Origin of the sequence: Pseudoclavibacter sp. VKM Ac-2867, from assembly GCF_015351275.1 — a bacterium.
Classification (GTDB): domain Bacteria; phylum Actinomycetota; class Actinomycetes; order Actinomycetales; family Microbacteriaceae; genus Pseudoclavibacter.
On sequence record NZ_JADKSL010000009.1, the window covers coordinates 122,587 to 144,449 of the forward strand.

Below are 21,863 nucleotides of genomic sequence, written 5' to 3' on the forward strand. Positions count from 1 at the left end.
TGCGCTTCCCCGGGCGTGTCGCCTAAGCTCGACCCTTGGTGCGCCGGGGTTCCCCTCTGGCGCGACCGTGTTGGTGTGCAACCGCCATCGACGCAGACAAGAGATCTTGGGCGGGGCCTTCTGGTTCCCGCGGTATCTACGGAGGAAACAATGGCAGCAGTGTGCCAGGTGACCGGGGCGGTTCCCGGATTCGGTCACAACATCTCGCACTCGCACCGACGGACCAACCGTCGGTTCGACCCGAACATCCAGAAGAAGAAGTACTTCGTGCCTTCCATGAAGCGCACGATCACGCTGACGCTTTCGGCTAAGGGCATCAAGGTCATCGACGCACGCGGCATCGAGTCCGTCGTCGCTGAGCTTCGTGCGAAGGGAGTCAAGTTCTAATGGCGAAGAAGAGCCAGGACGTACGTCCGATCATCAAGCTCCGCTCCACCGCTGGAACGGGCTACACCTACGTGACGAAGAAGAACCGTCGCAACACGCCTGACCGCCTCGTGCTGAAGAAGTACGACCCGGTCATCCGCAAGCACGTCGAATTCCGAGAGGAGCGCTAAACATGGCCAAGAAGAGCAAGATCGCCAAGAACGAGCAGCGCAAGGTCATCGTCGAGCGCTACGCGGAACGCCGCGCAGAGCTGAAGAAGGCTCTTGTCGACCCGAACGGCACCGACGAGTCGCGCGAGGCAGCTCGCGTCGGCCTCCAGAAGCTTCCCCGCAACGCTTCGCCGGTCCGCGTTCGCAACCGCGACAGCATCGACGGACGCCCCCGCGGCCACGTCTCGAAGTTCGGCATCTCGCGTGTCCGCTTCCGCGACATGGCACACCGTGGCGAGCTGCCAGGAATCACGAAGTCGAGCTGGTAACCACCGGCCCGCCAGCAATGGCGTAGTGCTTTCCGAAACCCCCGAGCGTCTCCGCTCGGGGGTTTCGTGCGTGTTGGGGCGTTGGGTCGCTGGAGTTTCGTGCGTGCTTGTTTTGCGTGCTTGGGCGCGGAACGGCGGCCCGGTCGCGTCCTTGGGTCTCGCGGCCAGGGCTCTCGCATCCTGGGCAACTCTCGGGCCCTCTCCCGCCACTTGCGCTCCCTCGCGTTCCCTGTCGGGCTCACTCAGCCCCCCAGCGCGCTCTCGGGATGGCTTGCGTGCCTCCGGGTGGGTTGCAAGGCATCCCGAGGCGTGAAGGGCATCCCGAAGCGAGCTGCGAGTCCGGGGTTGCGCATCCCGACATATCGTTTATCGTTATGCATATCGAGAAACGATATGGAGGAAGATCATGAACGCACGACAGAACACGACAGGCTCGGACCGCGAAGCGAAGGAACTCGGCTACCTGTGGCCGCTCGGCATCGTCGCCGCCGGACTCGTCGTCCTCAAGCCGCTCGAGAATGTCATCGGCTTCCTCGTCGACGGCCAGGTGCGTGTCAACGCATCGTTCGAGGGGGCGGCTGTCTCGCTCCCCACTCCCGTCGGCGCCGACATCCCACTCGACGGGGCCTCGACGATCCTCGTCGCGAGCGACCTCATCCCCACCGGCGCCCTCGTGCTGCTCCTCATCGGCCAGGTCGTCGGTGCGCTCCTGAGCCTCGCCGCCGTGTGGATGCTCCTCCTCTTCGCCAGGAACCTCGCGAAGGGCGACTTCTTCGGGGGCAAGAGCATCCGCCTCCTCGACTGGTCGTCAGGACTCGTCATCGCTGCCCTCGCCGCGCCTGGATTCTTCGAGCTTCTCGGCACGAACTGGACGATCGCGAAGCTCGGCTGGGACGGACGGGATGCGCCGGAGCCCACGGTCCTCGACCAGACGTGGACGTTCCTGCTCATCCTCGTGATCGTGCTCGTCGTGAACCTCATCATGCGCCGCGGCGCGCGCCTGCAGCAGGATCAGGAAGGGCTCGTCTGATGGTGCCGGACCCCCTCGAGGAGCCGAGTTACATCGTGTGCCACCTCGGCGAGATCATGGCCAAGCGCGGGATCACGCTCGTGGAGCTCTCGGAGCGCGTGGGGATCAGCGTGGTCAATCTGTCGGTGCTCAAGAACAACCGCGCCAAGGCTGTGCGCTTCGAGACGCTCGCGAGGCTCTGCGCGGTCCTCGAGTGCAAGCCGGGCGAGCTGCTCGACTACCTTCCGCCGCGCTGAGCGCCGCCCGCGCCCGCGGCCGCGCCCGCGCCCGCGCCCGCGGCCGCGCCTGCCGCGCCGCCCGCCTCCCGTCTCATCCCGCTCGCGAATAGGGCACTTTCCTCCCGTCTTGGGCACGTGGATGGGTGGAAACTGCCCTATCTCCCCGCCGCGCCCCGCCCCGCGCCGTGCCCTCCCGCCGCCTCGCGCCTCCCCGCGCCGCCCGCCTCCCGCCTCATCGCGCTCGCGAATGGGGCGTTTTCCTCCCGTCTCGGGTGCCTGGATGGGCGGAAACTGCCCTATCCCCGCTCCTACCGCCGCGCCCTCCCGCCCCATCCGGTCCGCGAATGGGACAGTTTCCTCCCGTCTCGGCGGCGCCGATGGGCGGAAACTGCCCTATATCTCCCCGCCGCGCCCTCGCGCCTCCCGCGCCGCGCCGCGCTGCCCGCCGCCGCCTCCCGCCTCATCCCGCTCGCGAATGGGGGAGTTTCCTCCCGTCTTGGGCACGTGGATGGGTGGAAACTGCCCTATCCCCGCGCCGTCCCGTCGCGCCTCCCCGCGCCGCGCCTCCCGCCTCATCGCGCTCGCGAATGGGGCAGTTTCCTCCCGTTTCGGGCGCCTCTATGGGAGGAAACTGCCCTATACCTGCCGCTCTCGCGCCTCCCGCGCCATCCCGCCCGCGAATGGGGCAGTTTCGTCCCGTCTTGGGCACGTGGATGGGCGGAAACTGCCCTAGCGCAGCGAAGGTCTTTGTCGGCGGGGTGCGTGAGAATGGCACGCATGTCAGATGTTCGAGGCGCAGACGCCTTCCGCAGCGCACGTGACCAGCTGCTCGCCCTCCGCACAGACGCTGGGCGCGCGGTCCGGGAATTCGAATGGCCCGATGTCGGGGACAGCTTCAACTGGGCGCTCGACTGGTTCGACCAGATCGCCGAGGGCAACGACCGCACCGCGCTCTGGATCGTGGAAGATGACGGCAGCGAGGCGAAGTACAGCTTCGACGAGCTGCGCCGGCGATCCAACCGGGTCGCGAACTGGCTCGAGGGGCAGGGCATCCGCCGCGGTGACGTCGTCATGCTCATGCTCGGCAATCGACGTGAACTCTGGGAGGCGATGCTCGGCGCGCTCAAGCTCGGCGCCGTCATCCTCCCCACGTCCGTGGTGCTCGGCCCGCACGACCTCGACGACCGCGTCGAACGTGCCAGAGTGCGGCTCGTCATCGCCGAGGAGGCAGACGCGGTGAAGTTCGACAACGTCCTCGGGAGCTACCGCATCGCGCAGGTGGGTGCTGGCCTCGAAGGGGCTGCGCGGGAGGCGTGGCTCGACTTCAACGACATCTACGACGTGTCGGATGCGCCGATCGAGAAGCGGACGGCAAGCGACGACGCCGCGCTCATCTACTTCACCTCCGGCACGACGAGCCACCCCAAGATCGTGGTCCACTCCCACCGCTCGTACCCCGTCGGACACCTCTCGACGATGTACTGGATCGGGGTCGAGCCGGGCGGAGTGCACCTCGCGATCAGTGCGGCAGGCTGGGGCAAGCACGCGTGGAGCAGCTTCTTCGCGCCCTGGAACGCAGAGGCGACCGTCTTCGTCGTCAACTACCAGCGCTTCGATGCGGCCCTTCTGCTCGAGCAGCTCGACAAGGCGGGCGCGACCTCGTTCTGCGCTCCGCCGACGGTGTGGCGCATCCTGGTGCAGCACGGCAGGTCGGAGAAGCCGCGGGCGATGCGCGAGCTGCTCTCGGCCGGCGAGCCGCTGAACCCCGAGGTCATCGCCCGCATCCGCTCCTGGTGGGGGCTGGAGATCCGCGACGGCTACGGCCAGACCGAGACGACCGCCCTCATCGCGAATGCGCCGGGCGATGTCATCAAGCCGGGTGCCATGGGGCATCCGCTGCCTGGCATGAACGTGGTGCTCCTCGACCCCGTGACGGGCGTCGAAGGCGACGAGGGAGAGATCTGCCTCGACATGCGCGGTGAGCGCCCCGTGAACCTCATGACCGAATACCTCGGCTCACCCGCGGCGACCGACAATGCGGTGCGCGACGGTTTCTTCCACACCGGCGACGTCGCGGTGCGCGACGAGAACGGATGCATCACCTTCGTCGGGCGCACCGACGACGTGTTCAAGTCGTCCGATTTCAAGGTGTCGCCGTTCGAGGTGGAGAGCCTCCTCCTTGAGCACGATGCCGTCGCGGAGGCGGGCGTCGTCGGGGCGCCGGATGCGACGAAGCTCAACATCACGAAGGCGTACGTGACGCTCGCGGCGGGCTGGGAATCGAATCGGCAGACTGCGCTCGAGGTGCTCCGGCATGCCCGCGCGGTCATGCCGCCGTACATGCGGGTTCGGCGTCTCGAGTTCTTCGAGCTGCCGAAGACGGCGTCCGGCAAGATCCGTCGCGTCGAACTCCGCAATCGCGAGATCGAGGCCGATGGCACTCGCCTCGCCGAGGAGTGGCGCGACGACGACTTCCCGGAGATCAAGCGGCGCTGAGCGGGTCCCGTCGCTGCTGACGCGACGCCACCACTTGGACCGTTCAAGCGCCGATACGGGCATCGATCCGGTCCAGAACAGCCACGAACCGGTGAATTCCGTGGCAAGACGCGGCGTGTCAGGCGAATCTGCAAGCGAGAGGCCCTGGTTTTGGTAGGTTGACGAAGGTCCTGCCGCGGAATCCCGCGGAACTGCAGGACTTCTGAACCCAACATGCTGCACTCGCAAGGGCGGGGCTGCGTCCTAAGGAGGACATATGGCAGACAAGACTGTGAACAAGACCGAACTCGTTGCCGCGATCGCGACCGAGACCGGCCAGAGCCAGGCTGTTGTTGGAAGCGTCCTCGACGCACTCTTCAGCGAACTCGCCTCGAACGTTGCCAAGGGCACGAAGGTCACGATCCCGGGCTGGCTCTCCGTTGAGCAGACCGCTCGTGCCGCGCGCACCGGCCGCAACCCTCAGACGGGTGAAGCCATCCAGATCGCCGCCTCGAAGGGCGTCAAGATCTCGGCTGGCTCGAAGCTCAAGGCCGCAGCTAAGTAGTCTTCGCGCCTGAATGCACGCGGGGTCGCTTCCACTCGGAAGCGGCCCCGCGTTCTTGTGTGCGCTCATCCCGTCCGTCGGGCGCCTGCCTACTGCTGCCGGTCGCCGGCCGCTGGCCGAATGCCGCACCCCACATCCTCGCCACGCTTCGATGACTCGGGATGGGTTCCTCGTCTCGGGATGGGGAGCAATGCATCCCGAGGCGAGCAACCCATCCCGAAACCAGTTGGGGCGCGGAGGTCGAGGGGTGTGGCGCTGGCGGGAAGGCCAGGGCTGCACCGCTTCCCTCTGTGGATGACGAGCCCGAACGCCAGCGACGATCTACACTTGATCATCATGCCTACGCCCCTCGATTCCGGTTCCACGATCGAGGCGGCGGCAACTGCGGGCAGGGGCGGCAGCAAGGCCGAGCGCAATCGCGCGAGCGCCGACTCCTGGTCGCTGCACACGAAGCGCATGATCGTGCTCGGGCCGGCGATCTTCCTCCTCGCGGCTCTCGTGGCGGTCATCTGGGGGCTCGCCTACGGTGGCGGAGCGACCCCGCTCATCGTCTCCGACCCTGGACCCATCGTCATGTGGGGTGTGCCGGTCGCGCGTCTCGCGCTGAACCTCTCGGCCTCCGTCACGATCGGCGCCCTGGTGCTAGCGGCGTGGGCGGCGAGTCGCAAGCAGCCCGAGTTCGAGCGGGCCATGACGATCGCCTCGTCCGGTGCGGCTGCCTGGGTGGTCTCCACGGCGGCGGCGGCCTTCCTCACCTACCTGCAGATCTCCAACGCCGCGTTCTCGCTCGACGCCGCCTTCGGGCAGGGACTGCTCTTCTTCTTCACCTCGCTCGAGCTCGGCCAGGCGTGGGTGCTGGCGCTCGGCATGGTGCTGCTGCTGTCGGTTGTGGTGTTCGCGAGCCGCAGCCCGTGGATGGTCGGGCTCTCGGCCGCGTTCTCGCTCTTCTGCCTCTGGCCGCTCGGGGCGCAGGGGCACGCCGCGGGCGCCGCGAACCACGAGACCGTCGTGGGTGGCATCACCTTGCACTACATGGGCGCCGCGCTCTGGCTCGGCGGCCTCCTGGTCGTCGCCATCCTCGCGCCGCGCATGCCCGATGTGCGCCGCCTCGCAGTGATCGAGCGCTACTCGTCGCTCGCCCTCGTCGCGTTCATCGTGGTCGCCGCATCCGGTGTCGTCGCGAGCGTCGCCAACATCGGCTCGTTCGAAGAGCTCGCCTCGCCATACGGGGTCATCGTCATCGTGAAGGCGGTTGTGCTCGTCGTGCTCGGCTTCGTCGGCTGGGCGCAGCGGCGGGGACTCATCAACCGGATGCGCGCTGCCGTCGAGCAGGGAGCATCCACCCGCAAGCCCATGGTGTGGCTCATCTCGCTCGAACTCGCCTTCATGGGCATCGCGTCCGGTGCCGCAGCGGCACTCGGTCGTACCCCGTCGCCCGTCACGGAGGTCACGGCCGACCAGCTCGCGGCCCCGACGCCCGCGCAGCTGCTCACGGGCGAGCTGCTGCCTCCTGAGTTCGAGCCGTTCCGTCTGCTCACCGAGTGGCGCCTCGACCCGATGTGGACAACGCTGTGCCTCTTCGGCCTGTTCTTCTACATCGCCGGGGTCCTGCGCCTGCGTCGCCGCGGCGACGAGTGGCCGCTTGGTCGCACGATCTCGTTTGTCCTCGGCATCGTGATCCTGCTGTACCTCGTCAACGGCTCGCTCATCGTCTACGGCAAGTTCGTCTTCAGCTTCCACATGACGCAGCACATGTTCCTCACCATGCTGGTGCCGATCATGTTCGTGCTGTCGGCCCCCATGACGCTCCTCCTGCGCAGCGTGCACGCGCGCCACGACGGCAGCCTCGGCACGCGAGAGTGGGCGCTCAAGTTCGTGCATTCGAGGTGGGCGAAGTTCTTCTCGCACCCCATCGTGTCCGCCGTCGTCTTCGCGGGTTCGCTGCTCGTCTTCTACTACACGCCGCTGTTCCGCTGGGCGGTGACCGACCACGTCGGGCACATGTGGATGATCGCCGACTTCCTCATCGTCGGCTACCTCTTCGCCAACGCGCTCATCGGCATCGACCCGATCGGCACGCGCGCCCCCTACCCGATGCGCCTCATCGCCCTCGTGCTCGTCATGACGTTCCACGCTTTCTTCGGCCTCAGCATCATGAGCGGCACGGGCCTGCTGCTCGCCGATTGGTACGGCGCGATGGGTAGGCCGTGGGGAGCGGATGCCATCACCGACCAGCAGATCGGCGGTGCCATAGCGTGGGGTGTCGGCGAAGTGCCGACGGTGCTCCTCGCGATGCTCGTCGCCTACTCATGGTCCCGGTCCGACGACCGGGAGGCGAAGCGACGAGACCGGAAGGCCGACCGTGACGGCGACGCGGAGCTCGAGGCGTACAACGCGCAGCTCAAGGTGATGGCCGACCGTACGGAGGCGCTGGAGAAGCGCAAGCAGGAGCGGCTCCAGCGCGAGCAGCAGCAGGAGTCCACCAAGTGACGATCGTCCTCACCCCGGAGCAGCAGGGTGTCTTCGACGCCATCGAGCACACGCGCGAGCACCTGTTCGTGACGGGGCGCGCCGGTACGGGCAAGTCGACGCTCCTCAACCACCTCGCGTGGCACACGTCGAAGCAGCTCGTCATCGCGGCACCTACGGGGGTCGCGGCCCTCAACGTGGGCGGGCAGACCATCCACTCGCTCTTCAAGCTGCCGATCGGTGTCATCGGGGATGCGCCCATCGAGCAGAACGGCGACGTGCGGAAGCTGCTCAACAAGATCGACACGCTGGTCATCGATGAGGTGTCGATGGTGAGCGCCGATCTCATGGACGCCATCGACCGCTCGCTGCGGCAGGCGCGTCAGCGGAAGAACGAGGCGTTCGGCGGCGTGCAGCTCGTCATGTTCGGCGACCCGTTCCAGCTGGCGCCGGTGCCGCCGTCCGACCCGGATGAGCGCGCGTACTTCCGCGACCACTACCGTTCGCTGTGGTTCTTCGACGCGAAGGTGTGGCAGGAGTCGGAGCTGCGCATCCACGCCCTGCGCGAGATCCACCGGCAGCATGAGGACGAGTTCAAGAACATCCTCACGGCTGTCAGATACGGGCAGGTCACGGCCGACATGGCGAACCGCCTCAACACGGTCGGCGCGAGGCCCGCCCCGGCCGACGGCACGATCACGCTCGCCTCGCGCAACGCGCAGGTGTCTCGCATCAACGCGCAGAACCTCGAGCGCCTGCCCGGGGCGTCGATGACCGCGAACGCTGACATCTCGGGGGAGTTCGGTGGTCGCAACTTCCCCGCGGATGAGCGCCTCGATCTGAAGGTCGGCGCGCAGGTCATGTTCCTCCGCAACGACTCGGACGGGCGCTGGGTGAACGGCTCGATCGGCGAGGTCACGCGCATCGACAAGACCGTCTACGTCGAGATCGATGGCGACGAGCACGAGGTGGAGCCCCTCGTGTGGGAAAAGCTGAAGTACTCGTACTCGCCGGATACGCGGGAGCTGTCGCGCGACGTCGTGGGGGAGTTCACGCAGTTCCCGCTGCGGCTCGCGTGGGCGGTGACCATCCACAAGTCGCAGGGTAAGACGTACGATCGCGCCGTCGTCGACCTCGGGGCGAGGGCCTTCTCGCCCGGGCAGACGTACGTGGCCCTGTCGCGCATCCGGTCGCTCGATGGGCTGCATCTGTCGCGGCCGCTGCAGCCGAACGACATCTTCGTGGATGACAATGTGCTGCGGTTCATGAAGTCGGTCAGCGACGCCGCGAAGCAGCAGCAGGGCTAGCTCGGACGGCTGGTCGCCGAGGCTGTCGACCCGTTTCCCAAAGATTTCCCTGGGCGTCGGAATACCGTCACACTTCTATGCGTTTGAATAACTTGTATCCGCAACAATGTGTTACGTTGTCCAGGACTTGACCGAGACAGCACCCAACGACCCTTCAGGAGAAGACATGAGCATCAGCGCAGCAGACATCAACGGCTGGACCGCCGGCACCTGGAACATCGACCCCACGCACACCGAGGTCGGCTTCGTCGTTCGCCACCTCGCGATCAGCAAGGTCCGTGGCGGCTTCGAGACCTTCTCGGGCACCATCACGACGGGTGAGACGATCGAGGAGTCCACGGTCAACGCCGAGGTCGAGGTCGCATCGGTCAACACGAAGCAGCCTGCTCGTGACCAGCACCTCGCGACCTCCGACTTCTTCCTCGCCGAAGAGTTCCCGACCTTCACGTTCGCCTCCTCCGCCACGCGCGTCGAGGGCGACTCGGTCAAGGTCGACGGCGAGCTCACGCTCCGCGGCGTCACCAAGCCCGTCACGTTCGATGTCGAGTTCGGTGGCATCACGACCGACGGCTACGGCCAGAAGAAGCTCGGCTTCGAGGCTGTCACGAAGATCAACCGCAAGGACTTCGGCGTCAACTGGAACGCACCGACCGAGGCCGGCGGCCTCACGCTCGGTGACACCGTCACGATCAACCTCGACGTGCAGGCGACGCTCGCCGTCTAACGACGAACCAGGTCGCTTCGGCGGCCGAGGCGCGATCCCCCGATCGTGCTGCGCGTCTCCCCTGAACGCGCGCAAGATGGCCGGACACCCTGTGTCCGGCCATCTTCGCGTCTCCGCCGCCGACCACCCTGCGGCGAGCTCGAGCGGCATCGGGCCAGCGAGTGCCGGAAGGCGACCGTAGGGTTGCAGAGTGTCAGCTCCTGCAGGATCCCCGGAATCCGCCCCTCGCCGTGTGCTCATCGCGGGTGCCGCCGGCGTTGGGAAGACAGCGGTTGCGCGCCAGGTGGAGCGCACGGCGAACCTTCCGCACACGGAGATCGACGCCCTGTTCCATGGCCCGGGATGGACGGTGCTGCCCGGGTTCATCGAATCCGTCGACGCCTTCACCAGCGAGGAGCGCTGGGTCACGGAGTGGCAGTACGCGACTCAGCTCGGTGACCTGCTCACGAGCCGGGCCGACACGCTGGTGTTCCTCGACTACTCGGTCTGGACGCACATGTCTCGGCTCGTGCGGCGCACGCTCCGCAGAAGGCTGCGGCGCGTCGAACTGTGGAACGGCAACATCGAGCCTCCCCTGCACACGATCCTCGTCGACCCGGAGCACATCGTCCGGTGGGGGTGGAAGGGTCGAGCCAAGATTCGCCGGAGAGTGGACGCGGCCGAGCGGGCCTGGCCGAACCTCCGCGTGATCCGTCTCCGGTCGCAGGCCGAGGCCGACGACTGGCTTCGCGGCCTCCGCCCGCAGCGCTGACATGACGAGCCCCGCGTGTTGCGATGAAGGCCCCGTAGGCTCTGCCCATGGGAACGACGAACTACGCGAGCACGTTCATCCAGATCGCCGACGACTGCCCCGTCGACGAGGCTGAGGTGCCGCCCGAGTCGGCGAAGGGGCCGACCATCGCGAGCCTCCAGCACGCCCTCATCGCCGCGCACCCGTACGAATACACGTCCGACGATGTGCTCTTCGAGACCTACGCTGTGCGCAACGCGATACCGGCTGAGGAGCGGGCCGCGGCCCGGGCCGCCTTCTTCGCCAAAGACCAAGCCTGCCTGCGAGCGTCGCCCCTCGGCAAGCGCTGGGGGTGGGGCATCCACTCCGATGAGGAGGCGCGTGTCGCGCTCGTGCCACTCGGCTCGGACGAGTATGAGGAGAAAGCAGGCGACGAGTCGCTCACGCAGCTCAAGGCGATGCGCTCGAAGCGCGCATGAGCGGCACGAACCGAAGCGGCGTGCTTGTCGTCGGGAGCGTCTCCGCCGACCTCACCGCCTTCTCCGCCCGGCCACCGGAACCCGGTGAGACGCTACGGGGCGACAGCTTCAGCCTGGCCCTCGGAGGGAAAGGGGCGAACCAGGCCGTCGCGGCCGCTCGCGCTGGCGCATCCACCTCGTTCATCGCCTGTGTCGGCGACGACACGTTCGGCACGATGGTCACGCGCGAGCTCGTCGACGCCGGCGTGGGCGTCGACAAGCTGCGGACGGTGCCAGGCGAGACGGGCATCGCCCACATCCGCGTGGATGCGAGCGGCGAGAACTCCATCGTCATCGTGCCGGGGGCGAACGACGCGCTCGACGAGGCGACCGTCGTGCAGGGCATCCGCGACTCCGCGGCCACGAGCTCGGTGCTGCTCACCCAGCTCGAGACTCCCGCGCGGCTGACCGCGAGCATCCTGCGCTCGGCACGGGATGCCGGGATCACGACGATCCTCGACCCGGCGCCCGCCGCACCCCTCCATGAGGAGGTGTGGGGTCTCGTCGACCTCGTCACCCCCAACGAGACGGAGGCGCGGATGCTCACGGGCGTCGTCGTCGACTCGGAGGCGAGCGCAGTCGAAGCCGGGCGGTGGTTCCTCGACCGCGGCGTCGGGGCGGTGCTCGTCACCCGCGGCGGGGACGGGACGACGCTCGTGACACCCGAACGCGTGGAGACGTTCCCCGTGATCGAGGTCGACGCCGTCGATACGACCGCGGCCGGCGACGCCTTCGCCGGTGCGCTCGGGGCTGCGCTTGCCTGCGGGCGATCCCTCGAAGCGGCGATCCGGTTCGGGGCGGCCGCTGGCGCTCTCGCCGTCTCGAAGCGCGGGGCCTCGCCGAGCATCCCGACGGCCGCCGAGATCGAGGAGTTGCTCGCCAGCTGATGCGGCCAACTTGCGTGATGGATCGGCGCTCGCCGCGTTGAGAGTAGCGTCTTGGCCTCGTTGATCACGGAAGTTGGCCGCCGGGCGGCGCGCGCGGCAGGGTGTGGAGCGGAGCCCGCCGGCCGTCGTCGAGTGCCCCGGCTGCCGTTGAGTTCCGGCGGCTCCCGCCGAAATCGAGCGGCTGCTGCGGAGTCGCTGACCAACTTCAGTGCAATATCGGGCTCTGCGGCGCCCGAGCGGGCTCTTCGGCCCAATATCGCACTGAAGTTGGTCAGCGGACCCGGGCGCTTACGCGGACAGCGCCGCGCTGCGGTCCTGCACGTGCCACGGCGAACCGTAGCCGGCGGGCTCCGCCGAGCCGAGCAGCTCCAGGAACGGCTTCGCGTCGAACGCCTCGGGTGCGAGCACCCCGGCACCAGACCAGACGCCGTTCGCGAGCAGCTCGAGTGCGATGACCGGGTTGATGGCGGTCTGCCAGACCACGGCCTGCGAATTGTCCTTCGCCATCGTCTCCTCGTTGTCGGCCACGTGGTACAGGTACACCTGCTTCGGCTCGCCGTCCTTGCCCTTGCCGGTCACGAGAAGGCCCGCGCAGGTCTTGCCGCGCATCCGGTCGCCCAGCTTCGCGGGGTCCGGCAGCACCGCCGCGACGACATCGCGAGGCGACACCTGCTGGCCCTTGACGCTGACCGGGTCGGTGCTGTCGAGGCCGAGCATGTGCAGGGTCTTGAGCACGTCGATGAACTCCTGGCCGAGTCCGTACTTGAACGTGACGCGCTTCGCGTCGGTCCACCGCGGCATGAGGAGGACCTCCTCGTGCTCGACGTTGACGCACTCGACGGGGCCGATGCCCTCGGGGAAGTCGAACACCTCGGCCTCGCTGAAGGGCGGCGTCGTGTACCAGCCGCGCTCGCGCTCAAAGATGACGGGCGGGTTGAGGCACTCCTCGATGGTCGTCCAGATCGAGAAGGACGGCGCGAAGTCGTAGCCCTCGACGGTCAGGTTCGCGCCGTCGCGCACGCCGAGCTCGTCGATCTCCGAGAACAGCTCATCCTCCGCATAGCGGGCGAACACGTCCGAGAGGCCGGGCTCGACGCCGATGCCGCACAGCGCCAGGACGCCGCGCTCCTTCAGCGCCTCATCGTGCTCGAACTGCTCATCGCCGAGCTTCACACCGGTCTGCTCGCGCGGATGCTCGGGGTGCGGCTTCGAGAGGCTCATCGCCATGTCGAGGTAGGTCGCTCCGGCACCGGTGACGCCCGTGAAGATGGGCATCACGAAGCGGGGGTCGACCGCGTTGAGGACGTGCGTGATGCCGTTGTCGCGCACGAGCGACTCGACGGCGCCCGGGTCGGACGCATCCACCTGGGCCGCGCGGAATCGGTCGTCGCCGAGTTCGGCGACGAGGTCCTGCGGGCGGGAGGGGTCGTAGTCGGCGATGAGGCAGGAGTCGAAGAAGCTGCGTCGCTTCGCGATGCGGGCAGCGGCTGCGCCGACGCCTCCGGCGCCGATGATGAGGATGTGCACGAAAGGCCTTTCTCTGATCACGTGCGGTGGATGTTCTGCCCGGTTCTCGGGATGAACCTTGCGGTTGGTAGGTCGTGCGGTGCGGCTCAAGCGCGAGCCCCGGAGGCGGGACGCTTGGCTGCGGGTCAGTCTTCCGGGGCGAGGATCGCCGAGTGGCGGTTGATGGTGCGCTTCTCGAAGTAGTCCTTCGAGCCGGGCATCGCGGCCCAGACGAACATGAGGATGAAGCCGATGACAAACGAGCCGATGCCGATGACAAACGCGCTGCCGAGGCCGAAGAACGTCGTGTATCCGTATTCGGGGTTGGCCATGTCGATCGCCGACTGGAAGAACGCCCACACCATGAACACGCCGCCGAGCAGCGGGAACAGGAACCGGTAGAAGAAGTTGCGGGTCGACGTGAAGAGGCTCGTGCGGAAGTACCAGATGCAGGCGAAGCTCGCGATGCCGTAGAAGAATGCGATGGCGAGGCCGATCGAGAGGATCGAGTCCTGCAGCACGCTGTTCGACACGAAGCTCATGCCGACGTAGTAGACGATCGCGACGATGCCCATGAGGAGTGTCGAGAACGTCGGGGTCTTCGACTTCTCGCTCACCACGGCGAAGCGCTTCGGGAGCGCCTTGTACACGCCCATCGCGAAGGTGCCGCGGGCGGTGGGCAGGATCGTGGTCTGCGACGACGACAGCGACGAGACGGCGACGGCGAGCACGAGGAACCAGCCCCACGGGCCCATCGCGAGGTCGGTGAGCACCGAGAAGACGTCGTCCGCGTTCTCCTCGTTGGCGAGGCCGGTGCCGGTTTCGCCGAGGCCGGCGTACATCATGACGACGATCGTGATGCCGACGTACGTGATGAGCAGCAGCACGGTCGAGAGCACTGCGGCGCGGCCCGGGGTCTTCTTCGGGTCCTTCGTCTCCTCGGTCAGGGCGAGGCAGGTGTCCCAGCCCCAGTAGATGAAGAGGGCGAGGATGATCGCCTGCACCATGCCGGTGCCGTCCGCGAGGAACGGGTTGAACCAGTCGATGCTGACGGGCGTCGGGTCGGGGGCCGTGCCGTTGAAGTAGCCGACGAGGCAGCCGACGACGAACGCCGCCATGGCCGCGTACTGGATGACGAGCAGGACGACCTGCATCTTCTCGCCCAGCTCGATGCCGCGCATGGAGATCCACGTCATGACGGCGATGATGACGGCGCCGAAGAGCGTCACGACGACCCGGTTCTCGGCGAGCGATCCGTCCCCGATGAGCAGCAGGATGTAGACGGAGGCGATCTCCGCGAGGTTCGCCATGACCAGGATCCCGGCGACCGCGAGGGCCCAGCCCGACATCCAGCCGGTGCGAGGTCCGAACGCCTTGGCCGCCCAGGTGAAGACGGTGCCGCAGTCGTTGAGCTCGTTGTTGAGCTCGCGGTACGCGAAGGCCGTGAACATCATCGGGATGAACGCGAGGATGAATGCGATGGGCGCCTGCTCGCCGACGGCGATCACGACGAAGCCGAGGGTCGCAGCGAGGGAGAAGAGCGGCGCCGTCGAGGCGAGGCCGATGACGGTCGAGCCCCAGATGCCGAGTCGTGCGGGGGCGAGCCCCTTGCCGACGGGGGTCTGAGTGGCGAGGGCCTCGGTAATGGGGCCAGGCTGTGCGTTGGTCATCGTTGTCTCCCGCATCAAAGGGCCTGCCGCGTTCGCGGAGTGAGCACGAACTTACCATTTGGTCGGTGATGCGCCGAGAGTTTTCCCGCATCCCGTCGTAACGGTTGTGTTTCCGCGCAGGACGCGGCCGTCGGCGGGATGGGGGACCCGACCCGACCGGACTGGACGGGCAGGCTGCGCTGCAGCTGGCCCTAGGCGCGCAGCTGCGCGATCGAGTTCATGATCTCGGCTGTCGACTCCGCGTTGATGAACTTCTCGTTCTCCGAGCCCACGCTGAGCAGTGCGTTGTGGTTCATGCCGTCACCGACGAACAGCACGAGCCGAGCGACCGAGGCGTCGCCGATAGCCCGGACCAGGGCATCGAACCAGCCCTCACGGCACTGGCGGAGCACGTCGAGCGCGTCCTTGTCGCCAGTCTGCGCGAGGCGGTAGACCGCTTCCACGAGCCGTTCCAGGAGGCTGTCCCGATCCTGCGAGGAGACGATGTAATACGAGACGGCGTTGTCGAGGTCGGCGAGCATGTTGTCGGCGTCGACGCGCGCCTGCCCTCGCAGCTCCTCGAGGAGCGCGTCCCCCAGCGCCTGTTTCGACGCGAAGTGATGCAGCACCCCGGCCTTGGAGAGCTTGCAGGTCGTGCCCACTGCTTCGAGGGTCGTCCCGCGCACGCCGGAGTCGACGAGCAGGTTCATGTACGCGGTGAGGATCTTCTCCCGCTGACCGGAGACGGTGAGCATTCCGCAATGGTACCGAGGAAAGCGCGCGAGTTGAGTGCGGGTAGCGTGGGGTCATGACTGACGTTGACGTGCTCATCATCGGCGGCGGCGCGATGGGCCTGTCGACCGCATGGCAGCTAGCGAGACGCGGCAGGCGGGTGCGCCTGCTCGAGCAGTTCCAGCCAGGTCACCACATGGGCGCATCCCACGGGGCGACACGCAACTTCAACACGTCGTACACGCAGCCGGATCTCGTCGCGATGCTGCACGAGTCGCGGGCACTGTGGGGCGAGCTCGAGCTCGACTCGGGCCGCCAGATCCTCGACCTCGTCGGTCTCGTGAACCACGGACCCGGGGCGGCGAGCCCCGAGGTGCACGCCGCGATCTCCGCCAGCGGTGAACCTGCCGAGCTGCTCTCGACGCAGGACGCGGGCGAACGATGGCCTGGCATCCGCTTCGACACCGAGGTGCTGCACCTCCCGAGGGCCGGCCGGGTCAGAGCAGCGGACGCGCTGACGAGCATGGCCGAGCTGGCGGCTGCGAGCGGCGCGGAGCTGAGCTGGGGTACCCGAGCGGTGAACGTCGTAGAGCAGGCCGAACGCGTGGTCGTCGAGGCGTACTCCTGGGGTGAAGAGCCCGAGCATCGAGGGCACGCGCGCGAGACGATCACCGCGAAGGTCGTCGTCTCAGCGGTCAACGCGTGGACCCGCACGCTGCTCGGCGTGGCCGTCGAGCTGCCGCGCCTGCGCGTCACCCAGGAGGCGCCCGTGCACTTCCGCGAGTTCAACGGGTATATCGACTGGCCGAGCTTCAACCACCTGCCCGCGCTCGGGAGGCCCGGATACGAGGGGTGGCTCTCGCCGGTTTACGGGATGCTCACCCCCGGTGAGGGGATCAAGGCGGGATGGCACGGGGTCGGGCCAGTCGTCGACCCGGACTCGCGAGACTTCCTGCCGGTGTCCGCGCAGCTCGACGCCATCACGCAGTATGCGCGGGACTGGCTGCCCGGCGTCGACGCGGACAGTGCCGACCCGATCAGCTGCACCTACACGACGACCGACGACGCCAGGTTCGTGATCGACCGGGTCGGCCGCATCGTGATCCTCGCTGGCTTCGCGGGGGAGGGCTTCAAGTTCGTTCCCTCGATCGGCCGCCTCGGAGCCGACCTCGCCGAGAACGGTGCTGGTGCAGCTCCCGAGCTGTTCTCGATCAGCCGACCCCGCTCGCTCGCCCCGCAGCCGCTCCGGTAGCAACCGCGCGCATCCGTCGCGGGGCGTCGGACCCGTAACCCGCGACCGTCTCCGGGTGGGTTTCGCGCCCGCGGATGCTCTGCAAGCCATCCGGAGGCGCGGAACCCATCCCGAAAACGAGGGTCGTCGTGGCGTGGGCCAGACCGTGGGCCAGACCGCCGGCGGAGCTGCCTAGGCGGTGAGGGTGCGGAGCGTCTCGGCGAGCGTCGTCGTGGGGCGTCCGGACACTCGGGAGAGGTCGCCGGTGGTAAGAGCGAGCGCTCCGTCGCGGATGTTCGCGTCGAGGCCCGTGATGAAGCCGATGGTGCCTTCGTCGAGCCCGTTCGAGGTGAGGGCGGCCTTGTGCTCCTCCGTGGTGAGCGCGCGGTACTCGACGTCGCGGCCGATCGCGTCGGCGAGGGTCTTCGCGAATTCCTCGAAGTCCCAGGCCTTGTCGCCGGAGAACTCGTAGACCTTGCCTTCGTGGCCGTCTTCGAGGGCGATCGCGGCGATGCCGGCGGCGTAGTCGGCGCGGGAGGCGCTGGCGACGCGGCCCTGGCCTGCGCTGTTGACGATGACGCCCGTCGTCTCGCCCTGGGCGATGTCGGCGACGTAGTTCTCCGTGTACCAGCCGTTGCGCGCGATGGTGGCAGGAAGACCGGATTCGCGGATGAGCGACTCGGTCGCGACGTGCTCCGGCGCGAGGATGAGGGCATCCGGGTCGCCACCGAGGACGCTCGTGTAGACGATGCGGGCCGCGCCCTTGGCCTTCGCTGCGTCGATGACCGCTTCGTGCTGTGCGACGCGGGTGCCCACTTCGCTGCTGGAGATGAGCACGACGGTGTCGCCGGCGTTGATCGCGGCGGCCGCGGTGTCGGGCTTCGAGTAGTCGATGGTGGCGGTGCGAACGCCCTTCGCTGGAATCTGCGCGAGTCGCTCGGCGTTGCGACCGCCGGCGACGATCTCGGTGGGGGTCGCGCCGCGCTCGAGGAGGCTGTCGATGACGAGGGTTCCGAGCTGTCCGGTCGCGCCGGTGATGACGATTGCCATGCTTGCTGTTCCTTCCGAGAAGTGGATGCTTGCAGCTACAACAACCGATGGGGCGGCGGCCGTATTCCGAACGCGCGGGAAGTCGACTGGACAGATCACCCGGGCCTGAGTCTGTGCATCCACTGGTCATCTGCCTCGAATCCTGGTGTGTCCCGAGGGCGGCCAATAGCCTCGAAACACTGCGTAACAGAGACGTTCGCAGGGATGCGCCTTCGCGTGCACCGCACGCAGAGCCCGCTCAACTCAAAGGAGAGATCATGGCGAGTAACAGAGCTGTCGCGTACAAGGGTCCGAACGAGGTCGAGGTCATCGACATCCCGTACCCCGAGTTCGAGCTGAAGGATGGGCCGGGCGTGAACCCGGCGAACGTGGGTCGACAGGTGCGGCACGGGGCCATCCTGCGCACCGTGACGACGAACATCTGCGGGTCCGACCAGCACATGGTGCGAGGTCGCACGACCGCTCCGGTCGACTTGGTTCTCGGTCACGAGATCACGGGTGAGGTCATCGAGGTCGGGCCGGACGTCGAGTTCATCAAGGTTGGCGACATCGTGTCGGTGCCGTTCAACATCGCGTGCGGGCGGTGTCGCAACTGCAAGTCGGGCAAGACGGGCATCTGCCTCAACGTGAACCCGGACCGCCCCGGCAGTGCGTACGGCTACGTCGACATGGGCGGTTGGGTCGGCGGGCAGGCGGAGTACGTGCTGGTGCCGTATGCCGACTGGAACCTCTTGAAGTTCCCGGACCGTGACCAGGCACTCGAGAAGATCCTCGACCTGACGATGCTCTCCGACATCTTCCCGACGGGCTTCCACGGTGCCTACAGCGCAGGGGTCGGCCCAGGCTCGACGGTGTACATCGCCGGTGCGGGCCCGGTGGGACTCGCGGCGGCAGTCAGCGCGCAGCTGCTCGGCGCCGCGTGCGTCATCGTGGGCGACCTCAACGAGGAGCGCCTCGCGCAGGCGCGTTCGTTCGGCTGCGAGACGGTCGATGTCTCGAAGGGCGACCCCGGCGAGCAGATCGAGCAGATCCTTGGCGTGCCGGAGGTCGAGTGCGGTGTGGATGCTGTCGGCTTCGAGGCCCGCGGGCACGGTTCCGACGCGGGGCACGAGGCGCCGGCGACGGTGCTCAACTCCCTCATGACGGTGACGGAGGCTGGCGGCGCGCTCGGTATTCCTGGCCTGTATGTGACCGGCGACCCGGGCGGAGTGGACGAGGCGGCGAAGGTCGGCTCGCTCTCGATCCGGCTTGGGCTCGGCTGGGCGAAGTCGCTGTCGTTCACGACCGGCCAGTGCCCGGTCATGAAGTACAACCGGCAGCTCATGCAGGCGATCCTCTTCGACAAGGTGAAGATCGCCGACGCCGTGCAGGCGACGCCGATCACGCTCGACGAGGCCCCGAAGGGCTACGCCGACTTCGATGCGGGCGCGCCGAAGAAGTACGTGCTCAACCCCAACGGCTACGTGAAGTAGCCAGGAGCGGGGGACACCAGACCGCGACAGAGCGTGGAGGGCGGCGGGCCCCATGCTGCAGGGAGGACTGCAGCGTGGGGCCCGTCGTGTGCGTGGGGTTGCCAGCACACGAGATCCGTCAGATCGCTGTGTACCCGCCGTCGATGACGATCTGCTGCGCGGTGAGATAGCTCGAAGCGTCTGAGGCGAGGAATCGAACAAGGCCGGTGAGATCTGCGGGGGTGGCCATGCGGCCGAGCGGGATACGGGAGACCCAGTCCTCGAGGAGTTCCGGCTCGCGCTCGATGATCTGCTGGGTGAGGTCGGTGAGGACGTAGCCGGGCGCGATTGAGTTGACGCGGATGCCGGCGCTGGCCCATTCGACAGCCAGGGATTTCCCGAGATGAGCGACTGCTGCCTTCGACGAGTTGTAGGAGGCAGCCCATTGCGGCACGTTGACGATGGAGCCCGACATGGATGCGATGAGGACGGCGCTCCCCGGAAGCCCTGCCTTCAGGAGGCCCGCGCCGAAAGCCTGCGCGGAGAAGAACGTCCCCGTCAGGTTCACATCGATGACCTTCCGCCACTGGGCTGCGGTGACACCGATCGAGTCGCCGTTGATCTCGATGCCGGCCGCTGTGAGGAGAATCTGCGGGGTGCCCAGCAGTTCCGTGATCTCCGCGAAGACCGCCGCTGTCGCGTCCTGATCGACGACGTCGAGTCTCCGACCGACTGCCTTGACGCCGAACTCGTCTGCGAGCTGTGCTGCGGTGTCCTCGACGCTGTCGAGAAGATCGAGGAGTGCGACGTCGGCGCCGTTCTCGGCAAGTGAACGGGCGACGGTGAGCCCGATCCCTCGGCCGCCTCCCGTGACGACTGCGGTTCTGCCTGCAAGTTCTCTGCTCATGTTCTGTCTCCTTCGTTGTGTTGGACGTGCTGGGGAGAGGCGAGTGCCTCGTCGAACCCCTGTCTTGTGGATGCGATGAACGTGCGAGCTGCGTCCGACCGGTCGAGCGCACCGAGCACGCCGCTCGTCGATCCCGTGCCGTCCGCGCCAGCGGCCATGATGTGTCTGGCGATTGTTGGGGAGGCGACGCCTCCCGCGTGCATCATGAGAACTGCCCCGCTGGTGTCGCGGACCGTCGTATTCGCTTCGGGGATCCAGGAGCGGCTGACGGCACCTGAGGTCCCGATGAGTTCGGGCGGTTCGAAGAGGATCGCCGTCGGGTTCAGGAGTGAGAAGCGGACGGCATCGCCGATCGTGCCAGCGCAGACGATGGTGAGCAGCCCTACCCCGTGAGCACGGGACACGGTTTCGGCGAGTGTTTCTGGGCCGAGTTGGCGGCTCTCGTGATTGAGCATGACTCCGTCGGCGCCTGCGTCGACGAGCGCCTCCGCGGTCGTGGAACCGAAGGTGGCGCCGATCGTGTCCGCGTCCATTGCCTGCGCGAAGACGAGCACGCCTGAATCGAGCTCTGCCGTTCGAGTGACGAGCGCGTTCGGGACGGTCAGGACGACATCGACTTCGTGTTCGGCCCCCGCCGCTCCCGCTGCGACGGCCAGCGCCTCGATCTCGGTCTGACGCAGCAGGTTCTTCGGCCCGATCTCGAAGAACGGCGGAGTGAGGAGTCTGGTCATGCGTCGATCAATGCCCGCAGGAAGCGGGCTGTCTCTGGCAGGCTCCGCTCCGGATCGCCGTGGGTGGAGCATTCGAGATTCAGGGAGCCCGTGTATCCGATGTCTCGGAGGGCTCCGATGATCGAGGGCCAGTCGAGCGAGCCATGACCTGGAAGGAGTCGGTTGTTCTCCCCGAGGTGCACCTGCTTGACGTGGCCACCGCACTGACGCAGCGTCGCGGCGATGTCCGCTTCCTCGATCGACATGTGGAAGGTGTCGGGGAGGAGACCGGCACTCGGATGGTTGATCATCTCGAGGAGGTGGACGTTGTCGGAGGCGCGGTTGAGGTACCGGCTCTCGTACCGGTTGAGCGGTTCCAGGAGCACGCGCCCGGCGGTCCCGTCAACGACGTCGAGCATCTCGGCGTAGAAGTCCAGGAAGCCCTCCTGCTGACGGAGATCAAGCTGCAGGAACGGGTCGAAGAGGGGCAGGGGATTCTGGGGGCCGTACTCGAACTCGATCTCAGTGACGAGGCCGATCTCAGCGCAGACCGATGCCGCCTCCAGATACATCTCTCGGCATCGGGTTCGAAGATCCGCGTCTGGTGACATGGCGTTGCCGTAGACGTCGTCAGTGAGCACGAACTCGACTGGGCGCACCCCGGTCTGCGACTCGAGCTCGCCCAGTTCCACCCGGATGTCGTCGTTCCAATCGACGAACGGCTGGAAGATCGCGATCGTGTCGTACCCCCAGGCCGAGAGCCGTTCCGCCTTCTCCGTGAGAGTCGCACCGGGAATCATCGGCGATGAGCAGCACAGTTTCATCTTCACTCCATTTTC

At 67.3% G+C, this 21,863-nt stretch carries 22 protein-coding genes; 15 read left to right on the forward strand and 7 right to left on the reverse strand.

Annotated features, from left to right (window positions below; genetic code table 11):
• Positions 1–150: 150 nt before the first annotated feature.
• The 13 genes from rpmB (at position 151) to rbsK (ending at position 11,788) form a co-directional block, all read left to right on the forward strand.
• Positions 151–387 carry a 50S ribosomal protein L28 gene (gene rpmB / locus ITJ67_RS10880; protein WP_068483927.1) on the forward strand — a complete coding sequence of 79 codons (237 nt, stop codon included), beginning with the start codon at positions 151–153 and terminating at the stop codon, positions 385–387.
• A complete protein-coding gene (rpmG, locus tag ITJ67_RS10885; protein ID WP_068483925.1) occupies positions 387–557 on the forward strand; it encodes a 50S ribosomal protein L33 in 171 nt (56 codons plus the stop codon). Before rpmB ends, rpmG begins: the two co-directional genes overlap by 1 nt.
• 2 nt (positions 558–559) lie before the next feature.
• Complete coding sequence (rpsN, locus tag ITJ67_RS10890; protein WP_068483923.1) at positions 560–865, forward strand: 30S ribosomal protein S14; 306 nt, start codon at positions 560–562, stop codon at positions 863–865.
• Positions 866–1,271: 406 nt separating this feature from the next.
• Positions 1,272–1,895 carry a DUF2975 domain-containing protein gene (locus ITJ67_RS10895; protein WP_194677624.1) on the forward strand — a complete coding sequence of 208 codons (624 nt, stop codon included), beginning with the start codon at positions 1,272–1,274 and terminating at the stop codon, positions 1,893–1,895.
• Positions 1,895–2,131: a helix-turn-helix domain-containing protein gene (locus ITJ67_RS10900; protein WP_160070913.1), complete on the forward strand. Its 237-nt coding sequence runs from the start codon at positions 1,895–1,897 to the stop codon at positions 2,129–2,131. Before ITJ67_RS10895 ends, ITJ67_RS10900 begins: the two co-directional genes overlap by 1 nt.
• A gap of 759 nt (positions 2,132–2,890) precedes the next feature.
• Positions 2,891–4,609 (forward strand): AMP-binding protein, encoded by a 1,719-nt coding sequence (locus tag ITJ67_RS10905; RefSeq protein WP_194677625.1) that lies wholly within the window; start codon positions 2,891–2,893, stop codon positions 4,607–4,609.
• A 256-nt stretch (positions 4,610–4,865) separates the two neighbouring features.
• Positions 4,866–5,153: an HU family DNA-binding protein gene (locus tag ITJ67_RS10910; RefSeq protein WP_068483913.1), complete on the forward strand. Its 288-nt coding sequence runs from the start codon at positions 4,866–4,868 to the stop codon at positions 5,151–5,153.
• A 336-nt stretch (positions 5,154–5,489) separates the two neighbouring features.
• Positions 5,490–7,643, forward strand: a complete 2,154-nt coding sequence (locus ITJ67_RS10915; protein ID WP_228502616.1) for a cytochrome c oxidase assembly protein — start codon at positions 5,490–5,492, stop codon at positions 7,641–7,643.
• On the forward strand, positions 7,640–8,929 hold the full coding sequence (locus tag ITJ67_RS10920) for an ATP-dependent DNA helicase (RefSeq protein WP_160070911.1): 1,290 nt from the start codon (positions 7,640–7,642) through the stop codon (positions 8,927–8,929). The genes ITJ67_RS10915 and ITJ67_RS10920 overlap by 4 nt, the downstream gene beginning before the upstream one ends.
• 166 nt (positions 8,930–9,095) lie before the next feature.
• Positions 9,096–9,653 carry a YceI family protein gene (locus ITJ67_RS10925; protein ID WP_104243798.1) on the forward strand — a complete coding sequence of 186 codons (558 nt, stop codon included), beginning with the start codon at positions 9,096–9,098 and terminating at the stop codon, positions 9,651–9,653.
• Between the two features lie 190 nt (positions 9,654–9,843).
• Positions 9,844–10,404: an AAA family ATPase gene (locus ITJ67_RS10930; RefSeq protein ID WP_194677626.1), complete on the forward strand. Its 561-nt coding sequence runs from the start codon at positions 9,844–9,846 to the stop codon at positions 10,402–10,404.
• A 47-nt stretch (positions 10,405–10,451) separates the two neighbouring features.
• The gene (locus ITJ67_RS10935; protein ID WP_194677627.1) at positions 10,452–10,862 is read left to right on the forward strand and encodes a DUF6157 family protein; all 411 of its coding nucleotides are present in this window, start codon (positions 10,452–10,454) and stop codon (positions 10,860–10,862) included.
• Complete coding sequence (rbsK, locus tag ITJ67_RS10940; protein ID WP_194677628.1) at positions 10,859–11,788, forward strand: ribokinase; 930 nt, start codon at positions 10,859–10,861, stop codon at positions 11,786–11,788. The genes ITJ67_RS10935 and rbsK overlap by 4 nt, the downstream gene beginning before the upstream one ends.
• Before the next feature lie 288 nt (positions 11,789–12,076).
• Here rbsK and ITJ67_RS10945 read toward each other — a convergent pair whose 3' ends face one another.
• From ITJ67_RS10945 to ITJ67_RS10955, 3 genes are all read right to left on the reverse strand, one after another.
• On the reverse strand, positions 12,077–13,315 hold the full coding sequence (locus tag ITJ67_RS10945) for a saccharopine dehydrogenase family protein (RefSeq protein ID WP_194677629.1): 1,239 nt from the start codon (positions 13,313–13,315) through the stop codon (positions 12,077–12,079).
• A gap of 125 nt (positions 13,316–13,440) precedes the next feature.
• Positions 13,441–14,964: an APC family permease gene (locus ITJ67_RS10950; RefSeq protein WP_160070905.1), complete on the reverse strand. Its 1,524-nt coding sequence runs from the start codon at positions 14,962–14,964 to the stop codon at positions 13,441–13,443.
• A 191-nt stretch (positions 14,965–15,155) separates the two neighbouring features.
• Complete coding sequence (locus ITJ67_RS10955; protein WP_160070904.1) at positions 15,156–15,698, reverse strand: TetR/AcrR family transcriptional regulator; 543 nt, start codon at positions 15,696–15,698, stop codon at positions 15,156–15,158.
• Positions 15,699–15,751: 53 nt separating this feature from the next.
• Between ITJ67_RS10955 and ITJ67_RS10960 the strand changes: the two genes are divergently transcribed.
• The gene (locus ITJ67_RS10960; RefSeq protein WP_194677630.1) at positions 15,752–16,927 is read left to right on the forward strand and encodes an FAD-dependent oxidoreductase; all 1,176 of its coding nucleotides are present in this window, start codon (positions 15,752–15,754) and stop codon (positions 16,925–16,927) included.
• 171 nt (positions 16,928–17,098) lie between these two features.
• Here the strand turns inward: ITJ67_RS10960 and ITJ67_RS10965 are convergent, their stop codons facing one another.
• A complete protein-coding gene (locus ITJ67_RS10965) occupies positions 17,099–17,956 on the reverse strand; it encodes an SDR family oxidoreductase (RefSeq protein ID WP_194677631.1) in 858 nt (285 codons plus the stop codon).
• A gap of 257 nt (positions 17,957–18,213) precedes the next feature.
• On the opposite strand from ITJ67_RS10965, the gene fdhA reads away from it, so the two are divergent.
• Positions 18,214–19,428, forward strand: a complete 1,215-nt coding sequence (gene fdhA / locus ITJ67_RS10970) for a formaldehyde dehydrogenase, glutathione-independent (RefSeq protein WP_160070901.1) — start codon at positions 18,214–18,216, stop codon at positions 19,426–19,428.
• Positions 19,429–19,546: 118 nt separating this feature from the next.
• Here the strand turns inward: fdhA and ITJ67_RS10975 are convergent, their stop codons facing one another.
• The 3 genes from ITJ67_RS10975 to ITJ67_RS10985 are packed head-to-tail and all read right to left on the reverse strand — an operon-like array spanning position 19,547 to position 21,848.
• Positions 19,547–20,314 (reverse strand): SDR family oxidoreductase, encoded by a 768-nt coding sequence (locus ITJ67_RS10975; protein ID WP_194677632.1) that lies wholly within the window; start codon positions 20,312–20,314, stop codon positions 19,547–19,549.
• Complete coding sequence (locus ITJ67_RS10980; RefSeq protein WP_194677633.1) at positions 20,311–21,045, reverse strand: triose-phosphate isomerase; 735 nt, start codon at positions 21,043–21,045, stop codon at positions 20,311–20,313. Before ITJ67_RS10980 ends, ITJ67_RS10975 begins: the two co-directional genes overlap by 4 nt.
• Entirely contained in the window at positions 21,042–21,848 is an 807-nt protein-coding gene (locus ITJ67_RS10985) for a sugar phosphate isomerase/epimerase family protein (protein ID WP_228502669.1), read from the reverse strand. Before ITJ67_RS10985 ends, ITJ67_RS10980 begins: the two co-directional genes overlap by 4 nt.
• Between the last annotated feature and the right edge of the window lie 15 nt (positions 21,849–21,863).

What these genes read in the sequence shown, in the direction of transcription:
- rpmB (WP_068483927.1), top strand. Translation starts at nt 151, where the DNA reads ATGGCAGCAGTGTGCCAGGTGACCGGGGCGGTTCCCGGATTCGGTCAC.
- rpmG (WP_068483925.1), top strand. Translation starts at nt 387, where the DNA reads ATGGCGAAGAAGAGCCAGGACGTACGTCCGATCATCAAGCTCCGCTCC.
- rpsN (WP_068483923.1), top strand. Translation starts at nt 560, where the DNA reads ATGGCCAAGAAGAGCAAGATCGCCAAGAACGAGCAGCGCAAGGTCATC.
- ITJ67_RS10895 (WP_194677624.1), top strand. Translation starts at nt 1,272, where the DNA reads ATGAACGCACGACAGAACACGACAGGCTCGGACCGCGAAGCGAAGGAA.
- ITJ67_RS10900 (WP_160070913.1), top strand. Translation starts at nt 1,895, where the DNA reads ATGGTGCCGGACCCCCTCGAGGAGCCGAGTTACATCGTGTGCCACCTC.
- ITJ67_RS10905 (WP_194677625.1), top strand. Translation starts at nt 2,891, where the DNA reads ATGTCAGATGTTCGAGGCGCAGACGCCTTCCGCAGCGCACGTGACCAG.
- ITJ67_RS10910 (WP_068483913.1), top strand. Translation starts at nt 4,866, where the DNA reads ATGGCAGACAAGACTGTGAACAAGACCGAACTCGTTGCCGCGATCGCG.
- ITJ67_RS10915 (WP_228502616.1), top strand. Translation starts at nt 5,490, where the DNA reads ATGCCTACGCCCCTCGATTCCGGTTCCACGATCGAGGCGGCGGCAACT.
- ITJ67_RS10925 (WP_104243798.1), top strand. Translation starts at nt 9,096, where the DNA reads ATGAGCATCAGCGCAGCAGACATCAACGGCTGGACCGCCGGCACCTGG.
- ITJ67_RS10935 (WP_194677627.1), top strand. Translation starts at nt 10,452, where the DNA reads ATGGGAACGACGAACTACGCGAGCACGTTCATCCAGATCGCCGACGAC.
- rbsK (WP_194677628.1), top strand. Translation starts at nt 10,859, where the DNA reads ATGAGCGGCACGAACCGAAGCGGCGTGCTTGTCGTCGGGAGCGTCTCC.
- ITJ67_RS10950 (WP_160070905.1), bottom strand. Translation starts at nt 14,964, where the DNA reads ATGACCAACGCACAGCCTGGCCCCATTACCGAGGCCCTCGCCACTCAG.
- ITJ67_RS10955 (WP_160070904.1), bottom strand. Translation starts at nt 15,698, where the DNA reads ATGCTCACCGTCTCCGGTCAGCGGGAGAAGATCCTCACCGCGTACATG.
- ITJ67_RS10960 (WP_194677630.1), top strand. Translation starts at nt 15,752, where the DNA reads ATGACTGACGTTGACGTGCTCATCATCGGCGGCGGCGCGATGGGCCTG.
- ITJ67_RS10965 (WP_194677631.1), bottom strand. Translation starts at nt 17,956, where the DNA reads ATGGCAATCGTCATCACCGGCGCGACCGGACAGCTCGGAACCCTCGTC.
- fdhA (WP_160070901.1), top strand. Translation starts at nt 18,214, where the DNA reads ATGGCGAGTAACAGAGCTGTCGCGTACAAGGGTCCGAACGAGGTCGAG.
- ITJ67_RS10975 (WP_194677632.1), bottom strand. Translation starts at nt 20,314, where the DNA reads ATGAGCAGAGAACTTGCAGGCAGAACCGCAGTCGTCACGGGAGGCGGC.
- ITJ67_RS10980 (WP_194677633.1), bottom strand. Translation starts at nt 21,045, where the DNA reads ATGACCAGACTCCTCACTCCGCCGTTCTTCGAGATCGGGCCGAAGAAC.
- ITJ67_RS10985 (WP_228502669.1), bottom strand. Translation starts at nt 21,848, where the DNA reads ATGAAACTGTGCTGCTCATCGCCGATGATTCCCGGTGCGACTCTCACG.